We start from the raw sequence: 21676 nt of genomic DNA on the forward strand, positions 1-21676 counted from the left end.
CGGTCGCGAAGATGCTCGACGAGGTCGCCGAGATCCAGGGCATCAAGGGAATCATGATGACCTTCGACGACTTCGTCGAGGGAATCGAGAAGTTCGGCACCCGTATCCAGCCGCTGCTGAAGTGCCGTGCCGACCTGGCTGCCGAAGCAGCCTGACCCGATCGGGCGGGTGGGGACGCGTGGTCCTGGCCGTCCCCACCCGCCTTCCCCTCGCTGACGGAGGTACCCAGTGCAGCCCCGCACCCTTGATGTCTCGATCGTCCAGGCCGGTGAACTCACCGAGGACATCCTCGGCAACCTCGCCCGCCTCGCCGGCCTCGTTCGCGACGCCGCCGTTCCGGATTCGTCCGGTACCGGCCCCGATCTGGTGGTACTGCCGGAACTGATCACCACCCCCTACTTCTGCACCAGTCACGCGGTCGACCGGACCGGGTGGGCCCAGACGATCCCCGGCCCGGCGACCGACCTGTTCGGCGATATCGCGCGAGAGTTGGGGTGCGCCATCGCCTTCGGGATGTTCGAGCGCACCGCCCACGACGTCACCCACAACTCGGTGGTGCTGATCGACGCCTCCGGGGACGTGGTCACGTGGCGCACCCCCGAAGGCGCCGGCGTGCCGGCCTACCGCAAGATGTCGCTGCCCGCCGGCATGGTCGGTGACGTCGACATCGACGAGAAATACCACTTCGCGCCCGGACAGGCGCCGGTGACCGCGGACCTGCTCGGCACGCGGTTCGGCTGCGTCGTCTGTTACGACCGCACCTTCCCCGAGAACTGGGCCGTCGCCCGCGCACTGGGCGCCGAGGTGATGCTCGCGATCGTCTCCTCTCTCGGCACGCGGGAGGCGCTGTTCCTCGCCGAGTTGCAGACCCGTGCACTCGAGTCGCAGACCTGGATCGTCGCGGCGAACCGGGGCGGCCCCGAGACCCTGAACGGCACGACGGTCGACTACTTCGGACTGTCCTGCGTGATCGCACCGAACGGCGAGATCGTCGCGCAGGCGAAGGCGCACCTGGCCGGCGAGATCCTTCGTTTCACCCTCGACCTCGATGCGGTCGCGGCAACTCGCGCGTCGTTTCCACTGGCACGGGACCGCCGCCCCGACGTGCTCCGACTGCTCGCCGACCTCACTGCGGGCACCGTGCGGCCCGCACCGCTGACACGGTCCGCCGCCGTACCGGTCGAGGTGACCGGATGACGGCGACCGACACGGACTATCCGGACCTCACCGCGACCGCGGCGGCGACGGTCGATGAGTTGCTCGGGCAGGCACATGCCGACATGACGCCGATTCTCACGGCCTCGCGCGTCGAGCCACTTCCGGCCTCGCCGGATTCGGGGAGCACCGAACCCGCTCACGCGGTGGCGTTCCTCGTGGCCGGACAGGTTTCCCCCGCACCCGTTGCCGCACCGCAGTATTCGGTGCGAGCCGATGATGCCCCGCACGAACTCGGTGTGCTCGATCTGCTCTCGGCGTACGCCGCGGGGGCCACGACGCCGTCCGCGGTGCTGGCGGCCCTGCGGTCCCGGTGGGCCGATCCGGAGTTGGTGGGCGGCGCGATACTCGCGGTCGTCGACGGCGCCGACGTGGCGGCCGCGGAGGCCGACTGCCGCTGGCGTGCGGGTGCCGCACGCCCGCTCGAGGGAGTCTTCTTCGCGGTCAAGGACATCATCGACGTGGCAGGCGCTCCCGTCACCGCGGGCTCGCACCTGACCGGTGGTCGCGTCGCGTCCGCGGACGCCACCGTCGTGGCCCGCCTACGGGAGGCCGGGGCCATTCCCGTCCTCATGACCGCGACCACCGAGTTCGCCTGCGGCGCACCACACAATGCCCGCTACGGCACCGTCACCAACCCCTGGGACCGCAGCCGGTGGACCGGCGGATCGTCCACCGGCTCCGCAGGCGCGCTCGCCGCCCGTCTCGTCCCACTCGCATTGGGCACCGACACCGGTGGGTCGATCCGGGTGCCCAGCGCCCTGTGCAACCTCACCGGCATCAAACCCACCTACGGTCTCGTGCCGCGCACGGGCGTCGCGTCCCTGTCGTGGACCCTCGACCACATCGGGCCGATGGCCCGCTCCGCGGCCGACCTGCGCGCGGTCCTCGGCGTGCTCGCCGGCCCGGACGGCCTCGACCCGGCCGCCGTGCCCGCCTCGGCGGCGGAGGAACTCCGCGTCGGTCTCACGGAACCCGGGGTGGGCAGCGAGGCGACGCTGTCGGGTCTACGGCTGGGGATCCCGACCACCTGGTTCACCGAACTGTGCGACGTCGGTGTCATCGCCGCGTGGGAGGCGGCCATCGAGACGCTCCGTGGCATCGGCGCCGAGGTGGTGCCCGTCGACCTGCCCGGCCTGCACCGGATCCACGACGACGTCACGGTAGTACTGACCTGCGAGCTCGCCTCCAACCAGGAGGATGCACTGGACCGATTCGAGCAGTACGACATCGGTACCCAGGTGCGCATCGCGCGCGGACTGGTACCGTCGGCCGTCGACTACCTGCGTGCACTGCGGCGCCGCGTTGTCGCTCAGCGGGACGCCGTGGCCGCGCTCGACTTGGCGGGTGTCGACGTCCTCGTCACGCCCGGTATCGGTGCGACCGCCGCGCGACTGTCGGACGTCACCGTCGAGATCGACGGCGTCCGGCACCCGATGCAGTCCGTCATCGGGCGGAACACCGGCCTGTTCGACTATCTCGGGTTTCCCGCTGTGATGGCACCCGCGGGATTCGTGAGTGGGATGCCCGTCGGTGTGCAGCTGGTGGGCCGGCCGTGGGCGGACGACACCTGCCTGCGGATCGCCCAGGTTCTGCAGTGCGTCACGGACTTCCACGATCGACGCTGTGATGACTAGCGTTGCTGCGTTGCCGCATTCGCACCCGCACCCGTGGCGCGTGTTCGCCGCCACGAGCGTGGGTGTGGTCGCGGTGTTTCTCGGCATCAGCGGCCTCACCGTGGCGTTGCCGACGGTGACCCGTGAACTGGGAGCCAGTGCTGCCCAGTCGACCTGGATACTGCTGGGCTACATGCTCGTCACCACCGCACTGATCCTCGTGTTCGGCCGACTCGCCGACATCATCGGCCGCCGCCCGCTGTATCTCGCGGGTCTGGTGTTGTTCGCGGTGGCGACCGGGCTGTGCATGCTGGCGCCGTCGGCGAACTGGCTGATCGCCGCGCGACTTCTCCAGGGGGTCGGCGCGGCGGCCGTCGTCACCAACAACACCGCTCTGCTCACCGACACGTTTCCACCCCATCTGCTTGGACGCGCCCTCGGCTGGAATGCGACGGTGGCGGCGGTGGCCCAGGTCGTCGGGCCGGTCATCGGCGGCGCCGCGACCGCCGCGTTCGGGTGGCGGGGTCTGTTCGTGGTGTGTCTCCCGGTCGGCGTGATCGCAATCGTCGCGTCGCTGCTGGCCATTCCGCGGGGTCCGCGAATGGCCTCGCGCCGTGAGCCGTTCGACCTCGCGGGCTCGATCCTCGCCACGGCGATGCTGACCGCGGTCGTGCTGGCCCTGACGCCCGGTGTGACCGCGTCATGGTGGGTGCCGGGTGCGTGTGCGCTCGCCGCGGTCGTGCTGGCCGTGGCATTCACGGTGGTGCAGATGCGGCGTGCTCACCCGCTCGTCGACGTGACGCTGTTCCGGAACCGCGGCATCACCCTCGTTCTCGTCGCGGTCCTGGTGAACGCCGTCGCAACATACGCCGTCGCGCTGGTCGTCTCCCTGTACGCGCAGGCGGTCGAGGGGGTGTCCGCGGTCTCGGCGGGCGTGCTCGTGGTGCCGGTCGCCGTCGGTACCGTCGTCGCTGCGGCGGCTGCCGGCTCGCTCGTCCTCCGGTTCGCGCCCCGCACCCTCACCGCGGTCGGCATGGCTCTCGATGCCGTCGGGCTGCTGGGGGTGACCGTGACGATGTCGGCGGGCGGCCCGATCGCGCTGACGGCTCCGTTCCTGTTCGTACTCGGTTGTGGCACCGGACTGTTCATGACGCCGAGTACCAGCGCGCTGATGCTCACCGCACCCGCCGAACGACGTGGCATCGCCAACGGCCTGAGGTCGACACTGCAGAACGTGGGCAATCTCCTCAGCACCGCGCTCGCGCTCGCGGTCGCGACCGTGGGACTCAGCGGCGCCGCCCGCGAGGCTGCGTACGGAGGCACCCTCGGCGTGCTGGGCAGCGACGAGCTCACCACGTTCGTCGACAACATCCGCACCGTCGGCCTCGCGTTGACCGCCGTCGCCTGCGTGGGTGTGGTGGTCTGCCTGGCGTTCCCGCGCCGCCACGTCTCGCTGCCGGTGTCGGAACCCGACCTCGAATCCGTCTCGACACTCAAGGAACCCGCATGACCGATCGCACAGCTCAGGCCGCCGACTACGCCGCCGCCGGATTCGGGCAGGAACTCGAGCCGGGGTCTCGGCCCGCACTGGTTCTCGTCGATCCGGCCCGCGCCTACATCGACCCGGGGTGCCCGCTCTACGCCGGAGTCGAGGAGAACGTGGAGGCGATGCGCACCGTGCTCGCTTCTGCTCGGGCGGCGGGCATCCCGGTGATCGTCACCGAGGTGCGACTTCGGGCCGACGGCGCCGATGCCGGCATCTTCTTCAAGAAGTCGGGCACCCTGGTCGCGTTCTGCGAGGGTAGTCCCTTCGGCGGATTCATCGAGGGGCTCGAACCGAACGCCGACGAGCTGCTGGTGACGAAGAAGTACCCGAGCGCGTTCTTCGGCACCACGCTGAGCACCCACCTCACTGCACTCGGCGTCGACACGGTCCTCATCGCCGGCCTGTCGACCAGTGGATGTGTGCGGGCCACGACGCTGGACGCCATGCAGCACGGCTTTGTTCCGATCGTCGTGGAAGAGGCTGTGGGCGACCGGGATTCGTCCATTCACGAGTCGAACCTGTTCGACATGCAGCAGAAGATGGCGGAGGTGTGGCCGCTGGCCCGTGCCCAGAGCTACCTGGCTCGAGAGTAGTTGTAACGCAGTCGAAACCGCCTGCGCCGTGAACGTAACCGGAACGCGAACAGCTGCAACAACCGTCAGATACATTCGAAGTCATCGGGTGGACGTACAGCATCGCCGCCTCGCCTCGGCGCCCCCGTTCTCGGACACTCCCCGTCTCTCAGGTTCACAGGAGAATTCATGCGTACCTCCCTTCCTGGTCGCGCCGCGATCGCCGCGCTCACCCTCACCGCGACACTCGGGCTCGCCGCGTGCAGCAGCTCCGGATCCGCGGGCAGCGACGCTTCCGACGCCGATGTTGCCGCAGGTGTCGAGTACGCACGCGGACAACTCGCCAAGTACGAGTCGGACCCGGGGTTCACCCTCGAAGCGGCCGCCTTCCCGATGCAGGACATTGCGGGCAAGATCATCTTCGCGATCCCGACCAACAGCGAGAACCCCTACAACGTCGCCGTCGACGAGGAGTCGAAGAAGGTCGCCGAACGCTACGGTGCGACCTGGATCGAGTACACCAACCAGGGCAAACCCGCCCAGTGGGCGACCGGAGTCGAGCAGGCCGTCAACCAGAACGTCGATCTGATCATCCTGTCCCAGGGCATCGACGCCTCGCTGATCAAGCCGGCGCTCGAAAAGGCCGACGCAGCAGGAATTCCCGTTCTGCTCACCCACACGATCCTGCGCGGGGAGTCGTTGCCTGCGGATCTCGCCGGACTCGTCGACGCGACCACTGATGCACCGCTGTCCGAGGCCAACCGTCTCACCGTCGACTGGATGATCGATCGCACCGAGGGTGCGGGTAACGCCCTGATCATCACGTCCAACGAGGTCCCGCCTGCCAAGGCCGAGGTCGCGGCGATGGAGGACGAGATATCGACCTACTGCCCCAGGTGCACCGTCAAGGTGGTCAACGTCCCGGTCGCCGAGTGGGCCACCAAGATCCAGTCCGAGGTGCAGTCCGCGCTCTCCGCCGACCCGAACATCAACTTCATACTCCCGATCTACGACTCGATGTCGCTGTACGCGCAGGCAGGTATCAAGGCGGCGGGCAAGGCCGGTCAGGTCGAGATCTCCTCCGTCAACGGCACTCCCGCGGTGCTGAAGATCCAGCAGGACGACGGCATCGTGACGATGAACGTCGGTGAGTCCATCCCGTGGCTCGCGTGGGCGACGATGGATCAGGCCGGCCGTCTGCTCCTCGGGCTCGACCCGGTCCCGAACGGCGCCGAGGAGACCCCGCTCAAGCTGATCACCGCCGAGAACATCGACGAGACCGGTACGCCGCCGCAGCCCGACAAGGGGTACGGCACCGCTTACGTCACCGGCTACGAGGCACTCTGGGGTGGTCCCGGTGCCCAGTCCTGACCCGATCGTCAACATCGTCGGTCTGTCGAAGACCTTCGGAGCGAACACCGTCCTGAAGGACGTCGGTCTCACCGTCCACGCCGGTGAGGTGCACGGACTGCTCGGGGAGAACGGCTCGGGCAAGTCGACGCTCATCAAGGTTCTCGCCGGGTTCCACGAACCCGACCCGGGTGCGTCGCTGGAGATCCGGGGTGGCGACGTGCCGCTTCCCGTTCCCGCGGGTGGATTCCGGGATCTCGGTATCAGTTTCGTGCATCAGGATCTGGCGCTGGTTCCGGACCTGTCCGTGGTGGAGAACCTCCGCGTCGGACAGGTCGTGGCCGGCTCACGTCCGCTGATCTCCTGGCGGAAGGAGAAGCGCACGGCACGGGCGCTGTTCGACAGGTTCGGGGTGACGATCGACCCGGAGGCGCCGGTGTCCGCGCTCAGCGAGACCGAACGGGCACTGGTCGCGATCCTGCGCGCCGTCGACGAACTCGGCGAGAGCCGGACGCTGCTCGTCCTGGACGAGCCGACGGTGTTCCTCCCCAGGGAGGGAACGGATCTGCTGTTCGCCGTGGTGCGGGAGATCGTCGCCGACGGGCGGGCCGGGGTGCTGTTCGTCTCCCACGACCTCGACGAGGTCCTGGAACACACCGACCGTGTCACCGTGCTCCGCGACGGTGCGTCGCAGGGCACGCACCGCACCCGCGACCTCACCGCGTCGTCGCTGATCGACCTCATCGTCGGACGCAGTCTCGCCTCCGCGGACCCGCGTGCCGCAGGCCCGGTTCGGAACTTCGAGGACGTAGCCCCGCTCGCGCGGGTGTCGGCGCTCGAGACGGCGACGGTCGACGGCGTGGGATTCGACGTGCGGCCCGGCGAGGTGGTCGGGCTGACCGGCATCGCCGGATCCGGCTACGACGACGTTCTCCCTGCCCTCTACGGAGCTCGCGCCGCGCTCGGCGGGCACCTGACCATCGGCGAGGACATCGTGTCTCTCGCAGCGATCACCCCGATCGACGCACTGGCACGCAAGGCGGTGTACGTGCCACCGGACCGCAAGGTCGAGGGCAGCGCCCCGGAACTGACCGTGGCGGAGAACGTCACCCTGCCGCTGCTCGGCGGGCGACTCGTCGACCCGAGGGCACTCGCAGGCAAAGCCGCCGCATTGGCCGACCGCTGCGATGTCCGGCCCCGGGATCCGCGCGCCGTCTACGGCGCGCTGTCCGGCGGCAACCAGCAGAAGGCGCTGCTCGGAAAGTGGCTCCAGACAGATCCGACGCTGGTGCTCCTCGCCGAGCCGACTCAAGGGGTCGACGTCGGCGCCCGCGCGCGCATCTTCGAGATGCTCCGCGAAACGGCAAGTGGGGGAGCGGGAATCGTGGTCGCCAGCTCCGACTACGAACAGCTCTCGGTGCTGTGCGACCGCGTCCTCGTGTTCTCGCACGGTCAGGTGGTCGCCGAACTGACCGGCGACCACCTCTCCAAGCACCACATCTCGGACAGTGTTCTCGGCATGACCAGACAGGAAGTGAAAGCCTGATGTCCGTAACCCTCGACAAGACCGGTACCGGGACGCCCACTTCGCCGGATGCGCCCTCCGTCGTTCGGCGGGTCTCACTGGGGCCCGCCTTCGAGAAGTACGCCCTGGTCTTCGCGCTGCTCGCCGTCGTCGTCGTGTTCAGCCTGCTGCGCCCGGAGACGTATCCGACCGCGAGCAACCTGCAGAACATCCTCGGTTCGCAGGCGGTGCTGCTGATCCTTGCGCTCGGACTCATCGTTCCGCTCACCGCAGGCGAGTTCGACCTGTCGGCGGTGTCCACGATGTCGTTGTCCGCAATGACCATCGCCGTCCTCAACGTCCAGCACGAGTGGTCACTGCTGCCGTCAATCGGTGTCGCAGTGCTCGCCGCCCTGCTCGTCGGTGTGGTCAACGCGATCCTCGTGGTGCGACTGCAGATCGACTCCTTCATCGCGACGCTCGGCAGCGGAACCGTGGTACTCGGTGTCGTGCAGTGGATCTCCGATTCCACCTCGGTGACCGGCATCGACTCCGCACTCGTCGACGCGACCGTCGGAACCCGGGTGTTCGGGGTCTCGCTGCAGTTCTACTACGCCCTCGCCCTCGTGTTGGTCACGGCACTGGTGTTCCAGTACACGCCGATCGGGCGCCGCCTCCTGTTCGTCGGGCGCGGTCCGCAGGTCGCCCGGTTGAGCGGTCTGCACGTCGATCGCATCCGGGGCGGCGCGATGGTGACCTCCGCGATGGTCTCCGCCCTCGCCGGCGTCGTCTACGCGGGCATGCTCAGCGGCGCCGACCCGTCTTCCGGCCAGTCGTTCATGCTGCCCGCCTTCGCCGCGGCGTTCCTCGGGGCCACCGCGATCGTCCCCGGCCGGTTCAACGCGTTCGGCACGCTCGTCGCGGTGTACTTCCTCGTCGCGGGCGTCGTCGGCCTCCAGATGCTCGGCGTGGCCAGCTTCGTCCAGCAACTGTTCTACGGTGGCGCCCTCGTGATCGCCGTGGCACTGTCCGGTGCGGTACGCCGTCGCACCGCATCACGATCCGTGCGCTGATCGCGCGCACACCGACGAAAGGACTCCCCGTGAAGACCACGATCGTCGCCGGTAACCCGAAGCCGGCCTCCCGCACCCTCGACGCCGCAGGCCTGCTGGCCCGAGCGCTGACGGGATCGGAGCCCGATCACGTCGTGGACGTCGTCTCCCTCGGCCCCGGACTGCTCGGATGGGGTGACGACGCGGTGGCGTCCGCGGTCGAGCTGGTGGCCTCCTCGGACCTCGTGGTGTTCGCCAGCCCGACCTTCAAGGCCACGTACACCGGCATCCTCAAACTGTTCCTCGATCAGTTCGCGACCGGAGACGGACTGAAGGACGTCGTCGCCGTGCCGCTGATGCTCGGAGCGGGGCCCGCTCACGCGATGGCGCCGGATCTGCTGCTCAAGCCGGTGCTGGTGGAGCTGGGGGCGACGACACCCGCCGCGGGCCTGTACCTGCTCGACTCGACCTACACCACGGACACCCGCATCGCCGATTACACAGAGCGGTGGGGTGGCGTCATCACGTCCGCCGCGACCGCAGGAACGGAGTCGACCTCATGACACTCACCCACACCACCCTCGACGCACCGACGCTCCGGCAGGCGTTCGGACGGTTCCCCAGCGGAGTGGTCGCGATCTGCGCCGAGGTCGACGGCGAACCGACGGCGATGGCGGCGAGCAGCTTCGTCGGCGTGTCCTTCGATCCGCCTCTCGTCGCGTTCTGCGTGCAGAACTCCTCGACCACCTGGCCGAGGCTGCGCGGAGCGGACCGCCTCGGCATCAGCGTCCTCGGTGAGGCGCACGACGTCGCGGCGCGGACGCTGGCGGCGAAGACCGGCAACAGGTTCGAGGGTTTGTCCACGACCACGTCGGTTGACGGTGCGGTGTTCGTGGACGGCGCCTGCGCGTGGCTGGACGCGACCGTCACCGAGGAGGTCCCGGCGGGCGATCACGCGATCGTGCTGATGCGGGTGAACGAACTGGATCTGCGGGACGAGTTGCCGATCGTGTTCCACCGCAGTGCCTTCCGCCGGCTGGCGGCGTCGTGAACCGGGTTGAGGCGGCACTCGCCGCGTTGCGTGCGGGCCGGCCGGTCCTGGTGTCCGACGACGCGAACCGGGAGAACGAGGGCGACGTGATCCTGGCCGCGCACGCGGTGACGCCGGAGTGGGTCGCGTGGACGGTGCGGCACACGTCGGGACTGTTGTGCGCCCCGATGTCGGTGGCGCGAGCAGACGCGTTGGCGCTGCCTGCGATGGTCGCCGACAACCAGGATCCGAAGCAGACCGCGTACACGGTGACCGTCGATGCCGCGACCGGCGTGACGACGGGAATCTCTGCCGCCGATCGGGCTCGGACGTTGCGAGTGCTGGCGGATCCGGCGTCGTCGGCGGGCGACCTCATCAGGCCCGGCCACGTGCTGCCGCTGCGGGCACGTCCCGGCGGGGTGCTGGAGCGTCGCGGTCACACGGAGGCCGCGGTGGACCTGTGTGCACTCGCCGGCCTGCCCGCCGTCGGGGTCATCGCGGAACTGGTGGCCGACGACGGATCCATGCTGACGTGGCCGGGCATCGAAGATCTCGGCGCCCGCCACGACCTGCCGGTGCTGACGATCGAGGAACTCGCGAACCACCGGCGGACACATCGGCTTCCGGACCCGGTCGAGCCGGAGGGGCGGATCGAGCGAGGGGACGAGGCGTCGATGCCGACGAGGTTCGGGACCTTCCGCGCGGTCGGATATCTGGATCGGCTGACGGGCGCGGAACACGTCGCGCTGGTCGCGGGTGAACTCGGCGCCGGGCCTCTCGTCCGGGTGCACTCGGAATGCCTGACGGGGGAGTCGTTCTCGTCGCAACGCTGCGAGTGCGGACCGCAACTCGACGCGGGCCTGGAGCGGATCGCAGCCGAGGGCGGCGTGCTGGTGTACCTGCGTGGGCACGAGGGCCGGGGCATCGGGCTGCTCAAGAAGATCGCGGCGTACAGGCTCCAGGACCAGGGCCTGGACACGGTGCAGGCCAATCTCGAACTCGACGAGCCCGCCGACGGCCGCGAGTACGGCGGCGCCGCGGCGATCCTGCAGGACCTCGGAGTCGGCTCCGTGCGCCTGCTGACCAACAATCCGGCGAAGATCGCCGGTCTGGAGGAACACGGGGTCACGGTCGCGGAGCGGGTTCCGCTGCACGTCGGAGTGGTGCCGGCGAACGTGCGCTATCTCGAGACGAAGCGGCGCAGCATGGGGCACCTGCTCCCGACGTCGGCGCACACCGGGATCCGCTGACCACCCGAGGCGCGTGAAAAGGCGTGTGCACACAGGTTGTGACGCGTACGCACGGCATTCGGCGCGCAGAACAGGTGCGGGTGCTCCACAAGGGGTGAATGGACGCGGCGGTGCGCTCACAGGGAACGGACGCCACGACGCCGACCTCAGTCGAGGGTTGTGGCGCCCCTGTCGAGCGCCGTGACCTCGTCGTGCAGCCGGGCCATCGTCCGGTCCAGTTCGGTGGCGGCGTCGGCGGCCTGCTTGAGCTCGTCCAGCAGGCGGGGCGGGACGGCGCGGTCGAACTTGTAGTAGATCTTGTGCTCGAGGCTGGCCCAGAAGTCCATCGCGATGGTGCGGATCTGGATCTCGACATAGGTCGACTCGGTGCGGTCCGACAGGTACACCGGCACCTGCACGATCAGGTGCAGGCTCTGGTACCCGTTCGGTTTCGGATTCGCGATGTAGTCCTTGACCTGCACCAGCGTCACGTCGGGTTGGCTGGTGAGCATCTCGGCGACCCAGTACGCGTCCGACACGAACGCGCATGTGACACGGAGCCCGGCGATGTCGCGGATCTGTTCACGGATCGAGTCGATGTCGGGCGGACAGCCGATCCGCAGGGCCTTCTGCACCAGCGACTCCATCGACTTGAGTCGCGTGTTCACGTGCTCGATCGGGCTGTAGTCGTGTGACTGCTCGAACTCCTCACGGAGGATGTTGATCTTCGTCAGCGCCATGTCGATCGCGAACTTGTAGTTCAGGCGGAAGGCGACGAGCCGTTGCTGCAACTCTCGCAGCGCGTCCAGCGTCGGCGCTTCCGACGGCGTCGCCGGGTCCGTTCCGGTCAGGTCCCGGAACAGGTCACCGAGGATGACGAGTTCGGGTTCGGTGGCGCTGGCGGGCGGGTGCGTGGTCACGTCGGATCGTCCTCACTTCGGTCGCTCCTACCCATTGTGCCGTCGGCACGGGTATGAGGGACGAGAGGAACCTGTGGTTGTCGGATTCGCGGTCAGCAGTAGGTTGCCGGTCGGTGACCTTCATCACCGACCGATCGGTTTCGATTTCCTGTCCAACGCGCGGCGTCGGTGAAAATGGGGAGGAAAACATACATAAAGGTAGTAACTGGACGCAAGTCCAAACGGCCATCGATATTGATTTCAATTAACGGGGCCGTAACCATGCCGTGTTCCCGTCTTTTGCATGGCGAAGGACGAGAAGATCGCAATGGCTGAGGTGCAGGATTCGATCCTGCGAGACCACCCTGAACTGACCGGCGGCGACGTGGCCGCGATGATTGCGCGCGCACTCGAGGACTTCGACAAGGGGACCATCCGAGAATTCGTCCCGTTGTTCGTGGAGCGGCGCATCCGAGCCCAACTCGCGGCGGAGAACTAGCGGGTCCGCACAGGAAATCCCGCGTCCGCAGCCCTTTTGCACGGGCAGAAGGGCTGCGAACGCGGGAAAGGTGTGCGTATGCGATGAGTTACGCCGAAGCCGACTTCGACTGCAGATCGAGTGCGATATCGATCAGCATGTCCTCCTGGCCGCCGACCAGGCGGCGCTTGCCCGCCTCCAGCAGCAGCGTGCGGACGTCGACGCCGTAGCGCTGCGACTGGATCTCCGCGTGCCGCAGGAAGCTGGAGTAGACGCCTGCGTAGCCGAGGGTCAGGGTCTCGCGGTCGACGCGGACCGGGCGGTCCTGCAGCGGCCGGACGATGTCGTCGGCGGCGTCCTGCAGTGCGAAGACGTCGCAGCCGTGCTTCCACTCGTACAGGTCGGCGACCGCGACGAACGCCTCGATCGGGCAGTTGCCTGCGCCTGCGCCGTGCCCGGCGAGGGACGCGTCCACACGGTAGACACCCTCCTCGACGGCGATGACCGAGTTGGCCACCGACAGCGAGAGGTTCTCGTGGGCGTGGATACCGATCTCGGTGCCCTCGTTCAGGATGTCGCGGTACGCGCGGACCCGGTCGCGGACGCCGGTCAGTGTCAGGCGTCCGCCCGAGTCGGTGACGTACACGCAGTGCGCGCCGTACGACTCCATCAGTTTCGCCTGCTTCGCGAGCTCCTCGGCCGGGGCCATGTGGCTCATCATCAGGAAGCCGGAGACATCCATGCCGATCTCGCGGGCCGTCTCGATGTGCTGAGCGGACACGTCCGCCTCGGTGCAGTGCGTCGCGATACGCACGGAGCGCACACCCAGCTCGTACGCGTGCTTGAGCTCCTCGATGGTGCCGACACCGGGCAGCAGCAGCGTGGTCAGGCGAGCGTTCTGGATGGCGTCCGCCGCGGCCTCGATCCACTCCCAGTCGGTGTTCGAGCCGGGGCCGTAGTTCACCGATCCGCCCGCGAGGCCGTCGCCGTGCGCGACCTCGATGGCGTCGACGCCCGCGGCGTCGAGGGCGGTGACGATCCGCTTGACGTCCTCCGGCGAGATGCGATGACGCACCGCGTGCATGCCGTCGCGGAGGGTGACGTCCTGGACGAAGACGGTGGGGTTGGCGCTCATCGGGTGGCTTCCTTCTTCTGGGCGATGCGCTCTGCGATCTGCAGGCCCGCGGAGGTCATGATGTCGAGGTTGCCCGCGTAGGTGGGCAGGTAGTGGCCGGCGCCCTCGACCTCGAGGAAGATCGAGACCTGGTGGGTCGGGCGGTTGTTGTCGACGAGCAGCGTCTCTACCGGCTGATCCGACGGGATCTCGGTGATCTGGACCTGCTGCTTGAGCCGGTAGCCGGGGACGTAGGCGGCGACGTCGCCGACCATCTTCTCGACCGACTGGCGGATCTCGTCGTGGGTGGCCGGGTCCGGCGCGTCGACGAGGCAGAAGACGGTGTCGCGCATCATCAGCGGCGGCTCGGCCGGGTTGAGGATGATGATCGCCTTGCCGCGCTTGGCGCCGCCGACGGAGACGATCGCGCTCGACGTGGTCTCGGTGAACTCGTCGATGTTCGCGCGGGTACCGGGGCCTGCGGACTTCGACGCGATCGACGCGACGATCTCCGCGTACGCGACCGGGACGACGCGGGAAACGGCTGCGACCATCGGGATGGTGGCCTGGCCACCGCAGGTCACCATGTTCACGTTCGGGGCGTCGAGATGCTCGTCGGCGTTGACGGCGGGCACCACGAACGGGCCGATCGCGGCGGGGGTGAGGTCGATCAGTCGCTTGCCGAGCGCGCCGAGGCGCTCGTTGTTCACGACGTGGGCCTTCGCGGACGTCGCGTCGAAGACGATCTCGATCTCGTCGAAGTTCGGGAGCCCGACGAGGCCCTCGACGCCGTCGGACGTGGTCGGCACACCGAGCGCGGCGGCGCGGGCGAGACCGTCCGAGGCGGGGTCGATGCCCACCATAGCGCCCATCTCGAGGTTCTCGGAATGGTTCATCACCTTGATCATCAGGTCGGTTCCGATGTTTCCGGAGCCGATGATGGCGACCTTGGTTCGCTTGTCTGTCATGGGGAGTCAGTCCTTCGAGAAGGTGGCGTGGACGGTGCCGAGGGTGGACAGCTCGGCGCGGACGACCGAGCCGGGCGGGCTGGGGACCATGGGGCCGAGGGCGCCGGTGAGGACGACCTGGCCGGCGAGGAGCGGCTGCCCGTACTCGCGTGCGGTGCGGGCGAGCCAGCCGAGTGCGATGAGCGGGTCGCCGAGGCAGGCGGCGCCGTTGCCCTCGGAGACCAGTTCGTCGTCGACGTACATGCGCATCGTGACGTCGATGGGTTCGACCTCGTCGAGGGTCAGCCAGTTGTCGGCGATCACGTACAGGCCGGACGAGGCGTTGTCGGCGACGGTGTCGGTGATCTGGATGTCCCAGTTCTGGACGCGGGAGTCGACGATCTCGAGTGCGGCGGCGACACCGGAGACGGCGGCGCGGATCTGCGCGTCGTCGAGGTCGCCGTCGATGAGGTCGGCGCCGAGGCGGACCGCGATCTCGGCTTCGGCCTTCGGCTGCAGCAGTCGGCTGCTGGGAACCTCGGGCAGCGCCGAGACGTCCATGTCGTCGAGCAGGACGCCGAAGTCGGGGCGGTTGACGCCGAGCTGGGCCTGCACGGCGGGCGAGGTGAGGCCGATCTTGCGGCCGACGATGGTCGCGCCCGCGGCGACACGAGCCGCGATCAGTTGCTGCTGCACCGCGTAGGCGGTGGCGATGTCGGTGGTGCCGAGTACGTCCCGGACCGGAGTGCACGGCACGCCGGTGTCGGCGGCAGTGGTCAACCGCGCCAGCGCGTCCGCGACCGATCCGGTGCCGTCAAGTGGCGTCATCACGAATTCCTCGTCGTCGTGTCGAACAGAGTCGATGGCGGCTCGGCCCTAGGGTGGGCGAGTGCCGTGACCGACTGTGCCCGCCGCATCACGGGCAGCGCGAGGATCGAGTTCCGTTCACCGGAACTCTCCTGGTCAGAGCTGGGTGGAATCGATCTGGGAACGGCGGGCGAGGGTGGCCGATATCCCCGCGGCGGCCGCTCGGACCTGTGTGGCGTGCGTCTGCGGGCGGAACCGGGTGATCGGACCTGTTGCGCTGATCGCGGCGATCGGGCGGTCGGCGGCGTCGAGCACCGGCGCCGCCACGCACACGATACCGACGGCGGCCTCCTCGAACTCGAACGACACCCCGTCCTCGACGATGGAGTCGAGCTGGTTGGCCAGCAGGCCGGGCGCGGTGATGGTCCGGGGTGTGCGGCGGGGCAGTGGGCCGGCGAGCACCTCCGTGCGCAGCTCGTCCGGCGCGTGTGCAAGCAGGGCTTTGCCGATTGCCGTGCAGTGCAACGGCATGCGGCCGCCGACCCGCGACGGTGAACTGGCCTGCCGGTGCCCGCCGATCTTGGTGACGTACACGACCTCCGTGCCCTCGCGGACCCCGAGATGCACGGTCTCGTGGGTGCGCTCGTAGAGGTCCTCCATGAACGGGATCGCCACCTCGATCAGTCCTCGCTCGACAGAGGCGCGCATGCCGAGTTCGAACAGCTGTCTGCCGAGGCGGTATCGGGAGTCGTCGCGGTCGAGAAGCCGGACCTCGACCAGTTCGGTGAGCAGGCGGTGCAGGGTGGCCTTCGGCAGGCCGGTCCGGCGCTGCAGCTCCGCGAACCCGACGCCGTGGTCGTCGGCGGTGAAGGCGGACAGCACCGTCATCGCCTTCCCGAGCACGGTGTTCATGGATGCAGACTACGCAGTGCAGTCACCCGTCCGCGGACGCGCAGCCCGACCTGCGCATCGACGTGTGCGCGGTGTTGACCGTGCCATCCTGGCGAGATGGCACCTTCACATCGAATCGCGTCGTTCTCGTCCGCCGGGCTTCTGGGCGCTGCACTGTGTGTGGCGGCGCCGGGCACGGCGGCCGCGGCGGAACCCTGTCAGCTCGGGTGGTCGAACGTGGGACCGCGCTCGTGCGCGATGGCCGAAGTCGGGATGGCCCCGGTGCTGACGCTGGGCGACGGCATCTGCGTCGGCATGCTGGTCGCGTCCGGGACGGCGTTCGACGGACCGCTGTGGGAGTACTCGAGCGCCCCGGGCGCACAGCACGCAGTCGAACTGCGAATCTCGCAGGGCTTCTCGCCTGTCGGTGAGTGGGGGTCGACCGCCCTCGCATGCGACGCGACCGCCGTGGTCGACTGGCAGAACTTCGACACCGGGCGAAGCGGCTCCGTCACTCGGCACATCCCGGCGCACAAGACGAGTGTCAGCCCGGAGATCGTGCCGGTGGAGACGGGACCCGGGCGGGTACGGCTCACCGTGCGGACCGACCGGCCGAGCATCCCGGCGTCCGCCGAGGTCGTCGTCCCCTGACGCGGAGCTCTGCACACACCTTTTCCTCCTCGCATACACGATTTCCCCGCGGGAAAAGGTGTGTGCGAGGGGGGATTTCTGTGTGCGTGGGGGATCAGAGTGCACCGAGGTATCGCTCGGTGACGCGACGCTGCACGGCCCGTCCGATCGGTCCGGCGGCGCGAACCCACCAGGCCGCAGGCCGGGAGAAGGCGGTGACCGTGAAGGTCACGGTGTCGTCGTCCTGCAATTCGACGCAGAACCGCTCCTCGCCGCATTCGGGGTGGCCGGTCAGCGTTCCGTAGGCGAAGCCGCGGCGGCACACCTCGTCGACGACGTACACGACCTCGCAGGGGGCGTGGACGCGGAACGGGCCGAACCCGATCCCGACGGTGACGCGGACACCGACGGCGGCGCCTTCGGTGTCCGCGGCGACGCGCAGCCCCGCCCGCCGGTGCATCTCCCAGTCTTCGAGAAGCATTGCCGCGCGGTCGAAGTCGTCGCGTCCGTGGCCGACGGCGCGGGTTCGACGCAGGTGCGTGTACCCGGTGGGCAGTGTCGCGGCCGTCTGCCCGATCTCGGGGTAGGTGAGGGTGCCGTGGGGGGTCACCTACCCCAGTGTGCACACACTCCTTCCCGTTCGCACACCCCCGTTCCCGTGGGAACGGGGGCGTGCGCGGAAAAGGTGTGTGCTCGGCCCGTCAGTGCAGGACCGACTCGAGTTCCTTGCTGTACGGCCGGATCGCGTCGAGGTCGCCCGCGGCGACCTTCGTGACCCAGTGCGGGTCGGCGAGGACGGCACGGCCCAGCCCGACGAGGTCGAACTCGCCGCGCTCGTACAGGTCGAGCAGCGGTGCGAGGGAGAGGGACGCCTGGCCCTCGGCTGCATCCCCGAGGAACGGCGCGGACACACCGACCGAGCCGAGCGCGATGACCGGCAGTCCCGTCAGGTGCTTCGTCCAGCCCGCGAGGGTGCGGTCGGAGTCGTCGAACTCGGGCAGCCAGTAGCGCCGCGTCGAGACGTGCAGCACCGAGACACCGGCGTCGACGAGCGGGGAGAGGATCTGCTCCAGCTCGTTCGGGTTCTCCGCGATCCGGGCGTCGTAGTGGCCGCCCTTCCACTGGGAGAACCGGTACAGGATCGGGAAGTCGGCGCCGACGCGCCGCCGGATCTCGGTGACGATCTCCGCGCCGAGCCGCATCCGGTTCGCGATCGACCCGCCGTAGGCGTCGGTGCGCTGGTTGGTGCGGGCCCAGGTGAACTGGTCGAGGAGGTAGCCGTGGGCCCCGTGCAGCTCGATCCCGTCGAATCCGATCTCCTTCGCGTCCACCGCCGCGCGGGCGAACGCGTCGACGATGCCCTCGATGGTGGTGTCGGTCGCGGCCTCGCCGGCGGGCTCGCCGCCGAGCCCGATCCCGGACGGGCTGATCACCGGTGCGTCGCGGTTCGGGCCGGCGCCCGCGATCCGGGTGACGCCGAGGTGCCACAGCTGCGGCACGATGCGGCCGCCCTCCGCGTGCACCGCCTCCACGACCCGGCGCCAGCCGCCCAGTGCGTCGTCGCCGTAGAAGACGGGGACCTTGCCGCTGGCACCCGCGGAGAACTCGTCGACGTAGGTGCCCTCGGTGACGATCAGGCCGAGGGACGACGCGCGTCGCGCGTAGTACTCGGCGACGGCGTCGTCGGGGGTGTTACCCGGCGAGAACTTCCGCGTCATCGGGGCCATGACGAAACGGTTGGACAGGTCGAGGCCCGCCACAGTGGTCGGGGCGAGCAGGGGTGCGACGTCGGTGCCGTCGAGCAGGGTGCTCGCCGGGCTTGCGCCGGTGGACTCGTTGCGCAGGTCGGTCATGTTCTCTCCGGTACGTCGTGGTCGGTCGGTGGAGCGTCAGAGCTGGTGAGGCGTGGCGAGGACGGCGTCGAGCAGTCCGGGGAAGCGGGCGTCGAGGTCGGCGCGACGCAGCGTGAGCCTGCGGTTGCGGCCGCGGAGCTCGCTGTCGACCACGCCGGCTTCCCGGAGCACCTTCACCTGGTGCGATTTCGTCGACTTGGGCACATCGGCGCCGAGGGCTGAGCAGTCGATCATGTCGAGCGGCCCGGCCGCGAGCTGTCGCACCAGTGCCAGCCGCGCCTCGTCGCTCAGCGCGAACAGGACCGCGGTGAGTTCGATGTCCTCGCGGTCCGGGTGAGGCAGCTTGGAAATCTCAGTCATCGGGTTTGGCGCGGATGCTCCCCTGCTCACAGGCGAGCGGAAGCGCCATCCTCCTTTCTGTCGGTGGGGTCGGTTACGTTGCCGTACATGGGGGAAGTGGTGCGGTATGCGTTCCGGTTACGGCCCGGCACGCTCGCGGAGCGTGCCCTGTCGGCGGAGTGGGATCGGTGCCGGTTCCTGTGGAACGAGGCAGTCCATCAGCAGAAGTCGGGTGGCCGGCCGACGTTCGGGTCGCTGTCGAAGATGTTGACGGAGGCCCGAGCGCGGTGCGGGTGGCTGCGGGAAGGCTCGCATATGGCGCAGCAGCAGATGTTGCGGACCTATGGGAAGGCTCTCCATCAGTCGTTCACGGTGAAGGGTCGTGGCCGGCCGAAGTTCAAGGCCCGCAAGTCGGCGTTGCTTTCCTTGGAGTTCACCGCTCGCGGGTTCCGGATCCACAATGGTCGGTTGGTGCTGCCCAAGGGTGTGAGTGTTCCGGTGGTCTGGTCGCGGGAGTTGCCGTCGGAGCCGTCGAGCGTCCGGGTTATCCGTGATTCGTTGGGGCACTGGTATGCCTCGTTCGTGGTCCGCCGCGACTCCGAACCAGTTCGTGAGGCTGTAGGTGGGATCGGTGTGGACTGGGGTGTGGCGACCACGGCCACCACCACAGACAGTCGGTTCGACCTGCCGTCTCTGGGGCATCGGAAGCGGTGTGCGGCGGAGTTGGCGAAGGCGCAACGGTCGATGGCCCGCCGACACAGCGGCAAACGGGGCCCGCAGTCGAAGGGCTACGAGCGTGCGAAGCGGAAAGCCTCTCGCCTGCAGAAGAAGGCGGCACGTCAGACGCGACACGATTCGCGAGTGTGGGCGAAACGCGTCGTCGATGGCCACAACTTGATTGCGGTGGAGGATTTCACGCCGATCTTCCTCGCCAAGTCCACGATGGCACGTAAAGCAGCAGATGCCGCGATCGGTGCAGCGAAGCGGGAACTTGTCGAGCGAGGCGTTCGGGCCGGCCGGAGGGTGGTGTTGGTGCGGCCCGCGTACACGAGCATGACGTGTTCGAGGTGTTTCGCGAGAGCCAAGCAGCGCCTCGGACTCGACGAGCGAGTTTTCCGATGCGGGTCCTGTGGCCATACGGAAGGACGGGATCGGAACGCTGCCGGGGTCGTCCTGGCTGTGGCAGAGCGCGGCCACACACGTGTTGACGACGTCAGACAATCTGATCACCTCCCTCGAGGAGTTGGTGTGGCTTGCGGTCTGAGCGTGAAATCTCCTGCCTTCAGGCTGGGGAAGCGTTAACGTTCGAGAATAGTTGAACCTTCACGATCGATACCGTAACTTGAGCTAATGGTTCCAAACAAGTCGAACAGTTTGGTCGACCCGATTCCCGCGACCCTGACGCCCCCCGACCTCGGCCGCCCCGGTCGGCGCGGATTCCGTCTCGTGCTCGTCGCCGCCACCGCGATGATGGCCGGCGCCAGCGCGCCGTCGCCGTTCTATCCGGTCATCCAGGCCGAGCTCGGGTTCACCCCGGTCACGACGACCGTGGTCTTCGCGGTGTACGCCATCGCGCTGCTCGCGACACTGCTCGTGATCGGTTCGGTGTCGGACCACCTCGGGCGCCGCCCCGCGATCTCCGCCGGATTCGTGATCCTCGCGCTCAGTGTCGTGCTGTTCTGGCACGCAGGCGCCGTCGCCGGGTTCGTCGCCGCCCGCGTGCTGCAGGGTGTCGCGAGCGGACTGCTGCTCTCCGCGCTCTCGGCGGCCGTCGTCGACCTCGAACCCCGCGACAGGCCCGGATCCGCGGCGGTCTGGAACGCCGTGACACCGATGGTGGGACTGGCGACCGGTGCCCTCGTGTCCGGGATCGTGCTCGACCTGTCCGGGCACTCCGCGGCAGGCGCGGTGTTCGGGACGCTGACGGTCGCGTACCTGGTGCTGGCCGCGGCGGTGTGGACGGTGCCCGAGACGTCACCCCGTCACGAGGGGCTGCTCGCCTCGCTGCGGCCGCGGGTCGCCCTGCCCCGGGACGTGCGCACCGTGTTCGTCCGCAGCGCGCCCGCCGTCTTCGCAGGCTGGGCGACGGGTGGCCTGTACCTGTCCCTCGGGCCCGCGATCGTCGCGACGGAGCTGCACGGGAGCTCGCACCTGTCGCAGGGGCTCGTCGTGACGCTGCTCGCCGGCACCGGTGCGCCCGCCGCCTACCTGATCCGCAACCGCAGCCCGCGCGTGATCACCCTGTTCGGGACGACCGCGCTCGCCGTCGGGACCACGGCCACGCTCGCGGCGCTCGCGCTCGGATCGCTGCCCCTGTACTACCTCGCGGTGATGGTGGCCGGTTCGGGATTCGGCACGGCGTTCTTCGGGGTGCTGAGATCGATCACACCGCTGACCCGGCCCGAGGACCGTGCCGAGGTGTTCGCCGCCGTGTTCGTGGTCAGCTACGTCGCGTTCGGCGTGCCCGCCGTCGTCGCCGGGCTGCTCGTGCCGCACCTCGGTCTGGCCGCCACCGCATACGGCTACGGCGCCGTCATCATCGCCCTGGCCACGTCGGCCGCGCTCATGCGGCGGTTCGGATCCCGGGACTGAGGGGCGCCGCCC

General features: G+C 68.8%; 22 protein-coding genes and 1 pseudogene. 15 read left to right on the top strand and 8 right to left on the bottom strand.

Translation table 11 applies throughout. The features are described from left to right. The 11 genes and pseudogenes from ACFSJG_RS02190 to ribA form a co-directional block, all read left to right on the top strand. Window positions 1–155: pseudogene (locus ACFSJG_RS02190) on the top strand (pyrimidine utilization protein A); the annotation flags it as partial. Between the two features lie 73 nt (window positions 156–228). After that, entirely contained in the window at window positions 229–1197 is a 969-nt protein-coding gene (locus ACFSJG_RS02195; protein WP_378483571.1) for a carbon-nitrogen hydrolase family protein, read from the top strand. Next, the gene (locus ACFSJG_RS02200) at window positions 1194–2852 is read left to right on the top strand and encodes an amidase (RefSeq protein WP_378483572.1); all 1659 of its coding nucleotides are present in this window, start codon (window positions 1194–1196) and stop codon (window positions 2850–2852) included. The genes ACFSJG_RS02195 and ACFSJG_RS02200 overlap by 4 nt, the downstream gene beginning before the upstream one ends. Then, on the top strand, window positions 2845–4341 hold the full coding sequence (locus tag ACFSJG_RS02205; protein WP_378483573.1) for an MFS transporter: 1497 nt from the start codon (window positions 2845–2847) through the stop codon (window positions 4339–4341). The genes ACFSJG_RS02200 and ACFSJG_RS02205 overlap by 8 nt, the downstream gene beginning before the upstream one ends. Beyond that, window positions 4338–4970: an isochorismatase family protein gene (locus tag ACFSJG_RS02210; protein ID WP_378483574.1), complete on the top strand. Its 633-nt coding sequence runs from the start codon at window positions 4338–4340 to the stop codon at window positions 4968–4970. The genes ACFSJG_RS02205 and ACFSJG_RS02210 overlap by 4 nt, the downstream gene beginning before the upstream one ends. 168 nt (window positions 4971–5138) lie before the next feature. Next, window positions 5139–6320 (top strand): sugar ABC transporter substrate-binding protein, encoded by a 1182-nt coding sequence (locus ACFSJG_RS02215; RefSeq protein WP_378483575.1) that lies wholly within the window; start codon window positions 5139–5141, stop codon window positions 6318–6320. Continuing rightward, window positions 6307–7845 carry a sugar ABC transporter ATP-binding protein gene (locus tag ACFSJG_RS02220; protein ID WP_378483576.1) on the top strand — a complete coding sequence of 513 codons (1539 nt, stop codon included), beginning with the start codon at window positions 6307–6309 and terminating at the stop codon, window positions 7843–7845. The genes ACFSJG_RS02215 and ACFSJG_RS02220 overlap by 14 nt, the downstream gene beginning before the upstream one ends. Then, window positions 7845–8876, top strand: coding sequence for an ABC transporter permease (locus tag ACFSJG_RS02225; protein WP_378483577.1), 1032 nt, complete (start codon window positions 7845–7847; stop codon window positions 8874–8876). Before ACFSJG_RS02220 ends, ACFSJG_RS02225 begins: the two co-directional genes overlap by 1 nt. A gap of 29 nt (window positions 8877–8905) precedes the next feature. Continuing rightward, window positions 8906–9418 (top strand): NADPH-dependent FMN reductase, encoded by a 513-nt coding sequence (locus tag ACFSJG_RS02230; RefSeq protein WP_378483578.1) that lies wholly within the window; start codon window positions 8906–8908, stop codon window positions 9416–9418. Continuing rightward, window positions 9415–9906 (top strand): flavin reductase family protein, encoded by a 492-nt coding sequence (locus ACFSJG_RS02235; protein ID WP_378483579.1) that lies wholly within the window; start codon window positions 9415–9417, stop codon window positions 9904–9906. The genes ACFSJG_RS02230 and ACFSJG_RS02235 overlap by 4 nt, the downstream gene beginning before the upstream one ends. Further along, on the top strand, window positions 9903–11135 hold the full coding sequence (ribA, locus tag ACFSJG_RS02240; RefSeq protein ID WP_378483580.1) for a GTP cyclohydrolase II: 1233 nt from the start codon (window positions 9903–9905) through the stop codon (window positions 11133–11135). The genes ACFSJG_RS02235 and ribA overlap by 4 nt, the downstream gene beginning before the upstream one ends. 146 nt (window positions 11136–11281) lie before the next feature. Here ribA and ACFSJG_RS02245 read toward each other — a convergent pair whose 3' ends face one another. Further along, complete coding sequence (locus tag ACFSJG_RS02245) at window positions 11282–12034, bottom strand: GTP pyrophosphokinase (RefSeq protein WP_378483581.1); 753 nt, start codon at window positions 12032–12034, stop codon at window positions 11282–11284. A gap of 283 nt (window positions 12035–12317) precedes the next feature. On the opposite strand from ACFSJG_RS02245, the gene ACFSJG_RS02250 reads away from it, so the two are divergent. Beyond that, window positions 12318–12512 carry a three-helix bundle dimerization domain-containing protein gene (locus ACFSJG_RS02250; protein WP_378483582.1) on the top strand — a complete coding sequence of 65 codons (195 nt, stop codon included), beginning with the start codon at window positions 12318–12320 and terminating at the stop codon, window positions 12510–12512. Between the two features lie 88 nt (window positions 12513–12600). On the opposite strand, the gene dmpG is transcribed toward ACFSJG_RS02250, so the two are convergent. The 4 genes from dmpG to ACFSJG_RS02270 form a co-directional block, all read right to left on the bottom strand. Continuing rightward, complete coding sequence (gene dmpG / locus ACFSJG_RS02255) at window positions 12601–13626, bottom strand: 4-hydroxy-2-oxovalerate aldolase (protein ID WP_378483583.1); 1026 nt, start codon at window positions 13624–13626, stop codon at window positions 12601–12603. Then, on the bottom strand, window positions 13623–14573 hold the full coding sequence (locus ACFSJG_RS02260) for an acetaldehyde dehydrogenase (acetylating) (RefSeq protein WP_378483584.1): 951 nt from the start codon (window positions 14571–14573) through the stop codon (window positions 13623–13625). The genes dmpG and ACFSJG_RS02260 overlap by 4 nt, the downstream gene beginning before the upstream one ends. 6 nt (window positions 14574–14579) lie before the next feature. Further along, window positions 14580–15380 (bottom strand): 2-keto-4-pentenoate hydratase, encoded by an 801-nt coding sequence (locus tag ACFSJG_RS02265; RefSeq protein ID WP_378483585.1) that lies wholly within the window; start codon window positions 15378–15380, stop codon window positions 14580–14582. A 135-nt stretch (window positions 15381–15515) separates the two neighbouring features. Next, window positions 15516–16271, bottom strand: coding sequence for an IclR family transcriptional regulator (locus ACFSJG_RS02270; RefSeq protein WP_378483586.1), 756 nt, complete (start codon window positions 16269–16271; stop codon window positions 15516–15518). 96 nt (window positions 16272–16367) lie between these two features. Between ACFSJG_RS02270 and ACFSJG_RS02275 the strand changes: the two genes are divergently transcribed. Further along, window positions 16368–16901, top strand: a complete 534-nt coding sequence (locus tag ACFSJG_RS02275; RefSeq protein ID WP_378483587.1) for a hypothetical protein — start codon at window positions 16368–16370, stop codon at window positions 16899–16901. Between the two features lie 94 nt (window positions 16902–16995). Here ACFSJG_RS02275 and ACFSJG_RS02280 read toward each other — a convergent pair whose 3' ends face one another. The 3 genes from ACFSJG_RS02280 to ACFSJG_RS02290 all read right to left on the bottom strand — a co-directional run bounded on the left by ACFSJG_RS02280 (window position 16996) and on the right by ACFSJG_RS02290 (window position 19093). Continuing rightward, complete coding sequence (locus tag ACFSJG_RS02280) at window positions 16996–17490, bottom strand: DUF1990 family protein (RefSeq protein ID WP_378483588.1); 495 nt, start codon at window positions 17488–17490, stop codon at window positions 16996–16998. Between the two features lie 91 nt (window positions 17491–17581). Then, window positions 17582–18733 (bottom strand): NADH:flavin oxidoreductase, encoded by a 1152-nt coding sequence (locus ACFSJG_RS02285; protein ID WP_378483589.1) that lies wholly within the window; start codon window positions 18731–18733, stop codon window positions 17582–17584. A 36-nt stretch (window positions 18734–18769) separates the two neighbouring features. Next, window positions 18770–19093 carry an ArsR/SmtB family transcription factor gene (locus tag ACFSJG_RS02290; RefSeq protein ID WP_378483590.1) on the bottom strand — a complete coding sequence of 108 codons (324 nt, stop codon included), beginning with the start codon at window positions 19091–19093 and terminating at the stop codon, window positions 18770–18772. An 87-nt stretch (window positions 19094–19180) separates the two neighbouring features. Between ACFSJG_RS02290 and ACFSJG_RS02295 the strand changes: the two genes are divergently transcribed. Both ACFSJG_RS02295 and ACFSJG_RS02300 read left to right on the top strand, forming a co-directional pair. After that, window positions 19181–20374 (top strand): RNA-guided endonuclease InsQ/TnpB family protein, encoded by a 1194-nt coding sequence (locus ACFSJG_RS02295; protein WP_378483591.1) that lies wholly within the window; start codon window positions 19181–19183, stop codon window positions 20372–20374. A gap of 48 nt (window positions 20375–20422) precedes the next feature. Next, window positions 20423–21664 (top strand): MFS transporter, encoded by a 1242-nt coding sequence (locus ACFSJG_RS02300; protein ID WP_378483592.1) that lies wholly within the window; start codon window positions 20423–20425, stop codon window positions 21662–21664. Window positions 21665–21676: the final 12 nt, after the last annotated feature.

The organism is Rhodococcus gannanensis (assembly GCF_042681175.1).
In the GTDB taxonomy this organism is placed as follows: domain Bacteria; phylum Actinomycetota; class Actinomycetes; order Mycobacteriales; family Mycobacteriaceae; genus Rhodococcus_G; species Rhodococcus_G gannanensis.

Bases quoted from the DNA above. Each gene is read 5' to 3' on its own strand.
- ACFSJG_RS02225 (WP_378483577.1), top strand. From the start codon at position 7,845: ATGTCCGTAACCCTCGACAAGACCGGTACCGGGACGCCCACTTCGCCG.
- ACFSJG_RS02235 (WP_378483579.1), top strand. From the start codon at position 9,415: ATGACACTCACCCACACCACCCTCGACGCACCGACGCTCCGGCAGGCG.
- ACFSJG_RS02270 (WP_378483586.1), bottom strand. From the start codon at position 16,271: ATGAACACCGTGCTCGGGAAGGCGATGACGGTGCTGTCCGCCTTCACC.
- ACFSJG_RS02275 (WP_378483587.1), top strand. From the start codon at position 16,368: ATGGCACCTTCACATCGAATCGCGTCGTTCTCGTCCGCCGGGCTTCTG.
- ACFSJG_RS02260 (WP_378483584.1), bottom strand. From the start codon at position 14,573: ATGACAGACAAGCGAACCAAGGTCGCCATCATCGGCTCCGGAAACATC.
- ACFSJG_RS02285 (WP_378483589.1), bottom strand. From the start codon at position 18,733: ATGACCGACCTGCGCAACGAGTCCACCGGCGCAAGCCCGGCGAGCACC.
- ACFSJG_RS02265 (WP_378483585.1), bottom strand. From the start codon at position 15,380: ATGACGCCACTTGACGGCACCGGATCGGTCGCGGACGCGCTGGCGCGG.
- ACFSJG_RS02215 (WP_378483575.1), top strand. From the start codon at position 5,139: ATGCGTACCTCCCTTCCTGGTCGCGCCGCGATCGCCGCGCTCACCCTC.
- ACFSJG_RS02290 (WP_378483590.1), bottom strand. From the start codon at position 19,093: ATGACTGAGATTTCCAAGCTGCCTCACCCGGACCGCGAGGACATCGAA.
- ACFSJG_RS02200 (WP_378483572.1), top strand. From the start codon at position 1,194: ATGACGGCGACCGACACGGACTATCCGGACCTCACCGCGACCGCGGCG.
- ACFSJG_RS02300 (WP_378483592.1), top strand. From the start codon at position 20,423: ATGGTTCCAAACAAGTCGAACAGTTTGGTCGACCCGATTCCCGCGACC.
- ACFSJG_RS02295 (WP_378483591.1), top strand. From the start codon at position 19,181: ATGGGGGAAGTGGTGCGGTATGCGTTCCGGTTACGGCCCGGCACGCTC.
- dmpG (WP_378483583.1), bottom strand. From the start codon at position 13,626: ATGAGCGCCAACCCCACCGTCTTCGTCCAGGACGTCACCCTCCGCGAC.
- ACFSJG_RS02210 (WP_378483574.1), top strand. From the start codon at position 4,338: ATGACCGATCGCACAGCTCAGGCCGCCGACTACGCCGCCGCCGGATTC.
- ACFSJG_RS02205 (WP_378483573.1), top strand. From the start codon at position 2,845: ATGACTAGCGTTGCTGCGTTGCCGCATTCGCACCCGCACCCGTGGCGC.
- ACFSJG_RS02250 (WP_378483582.1), top strand. From the start codon at position 12,318: ATGGCGAAGGACGAGAAGATCGCAATGGCTGAGGTGCAGGATTCGATC.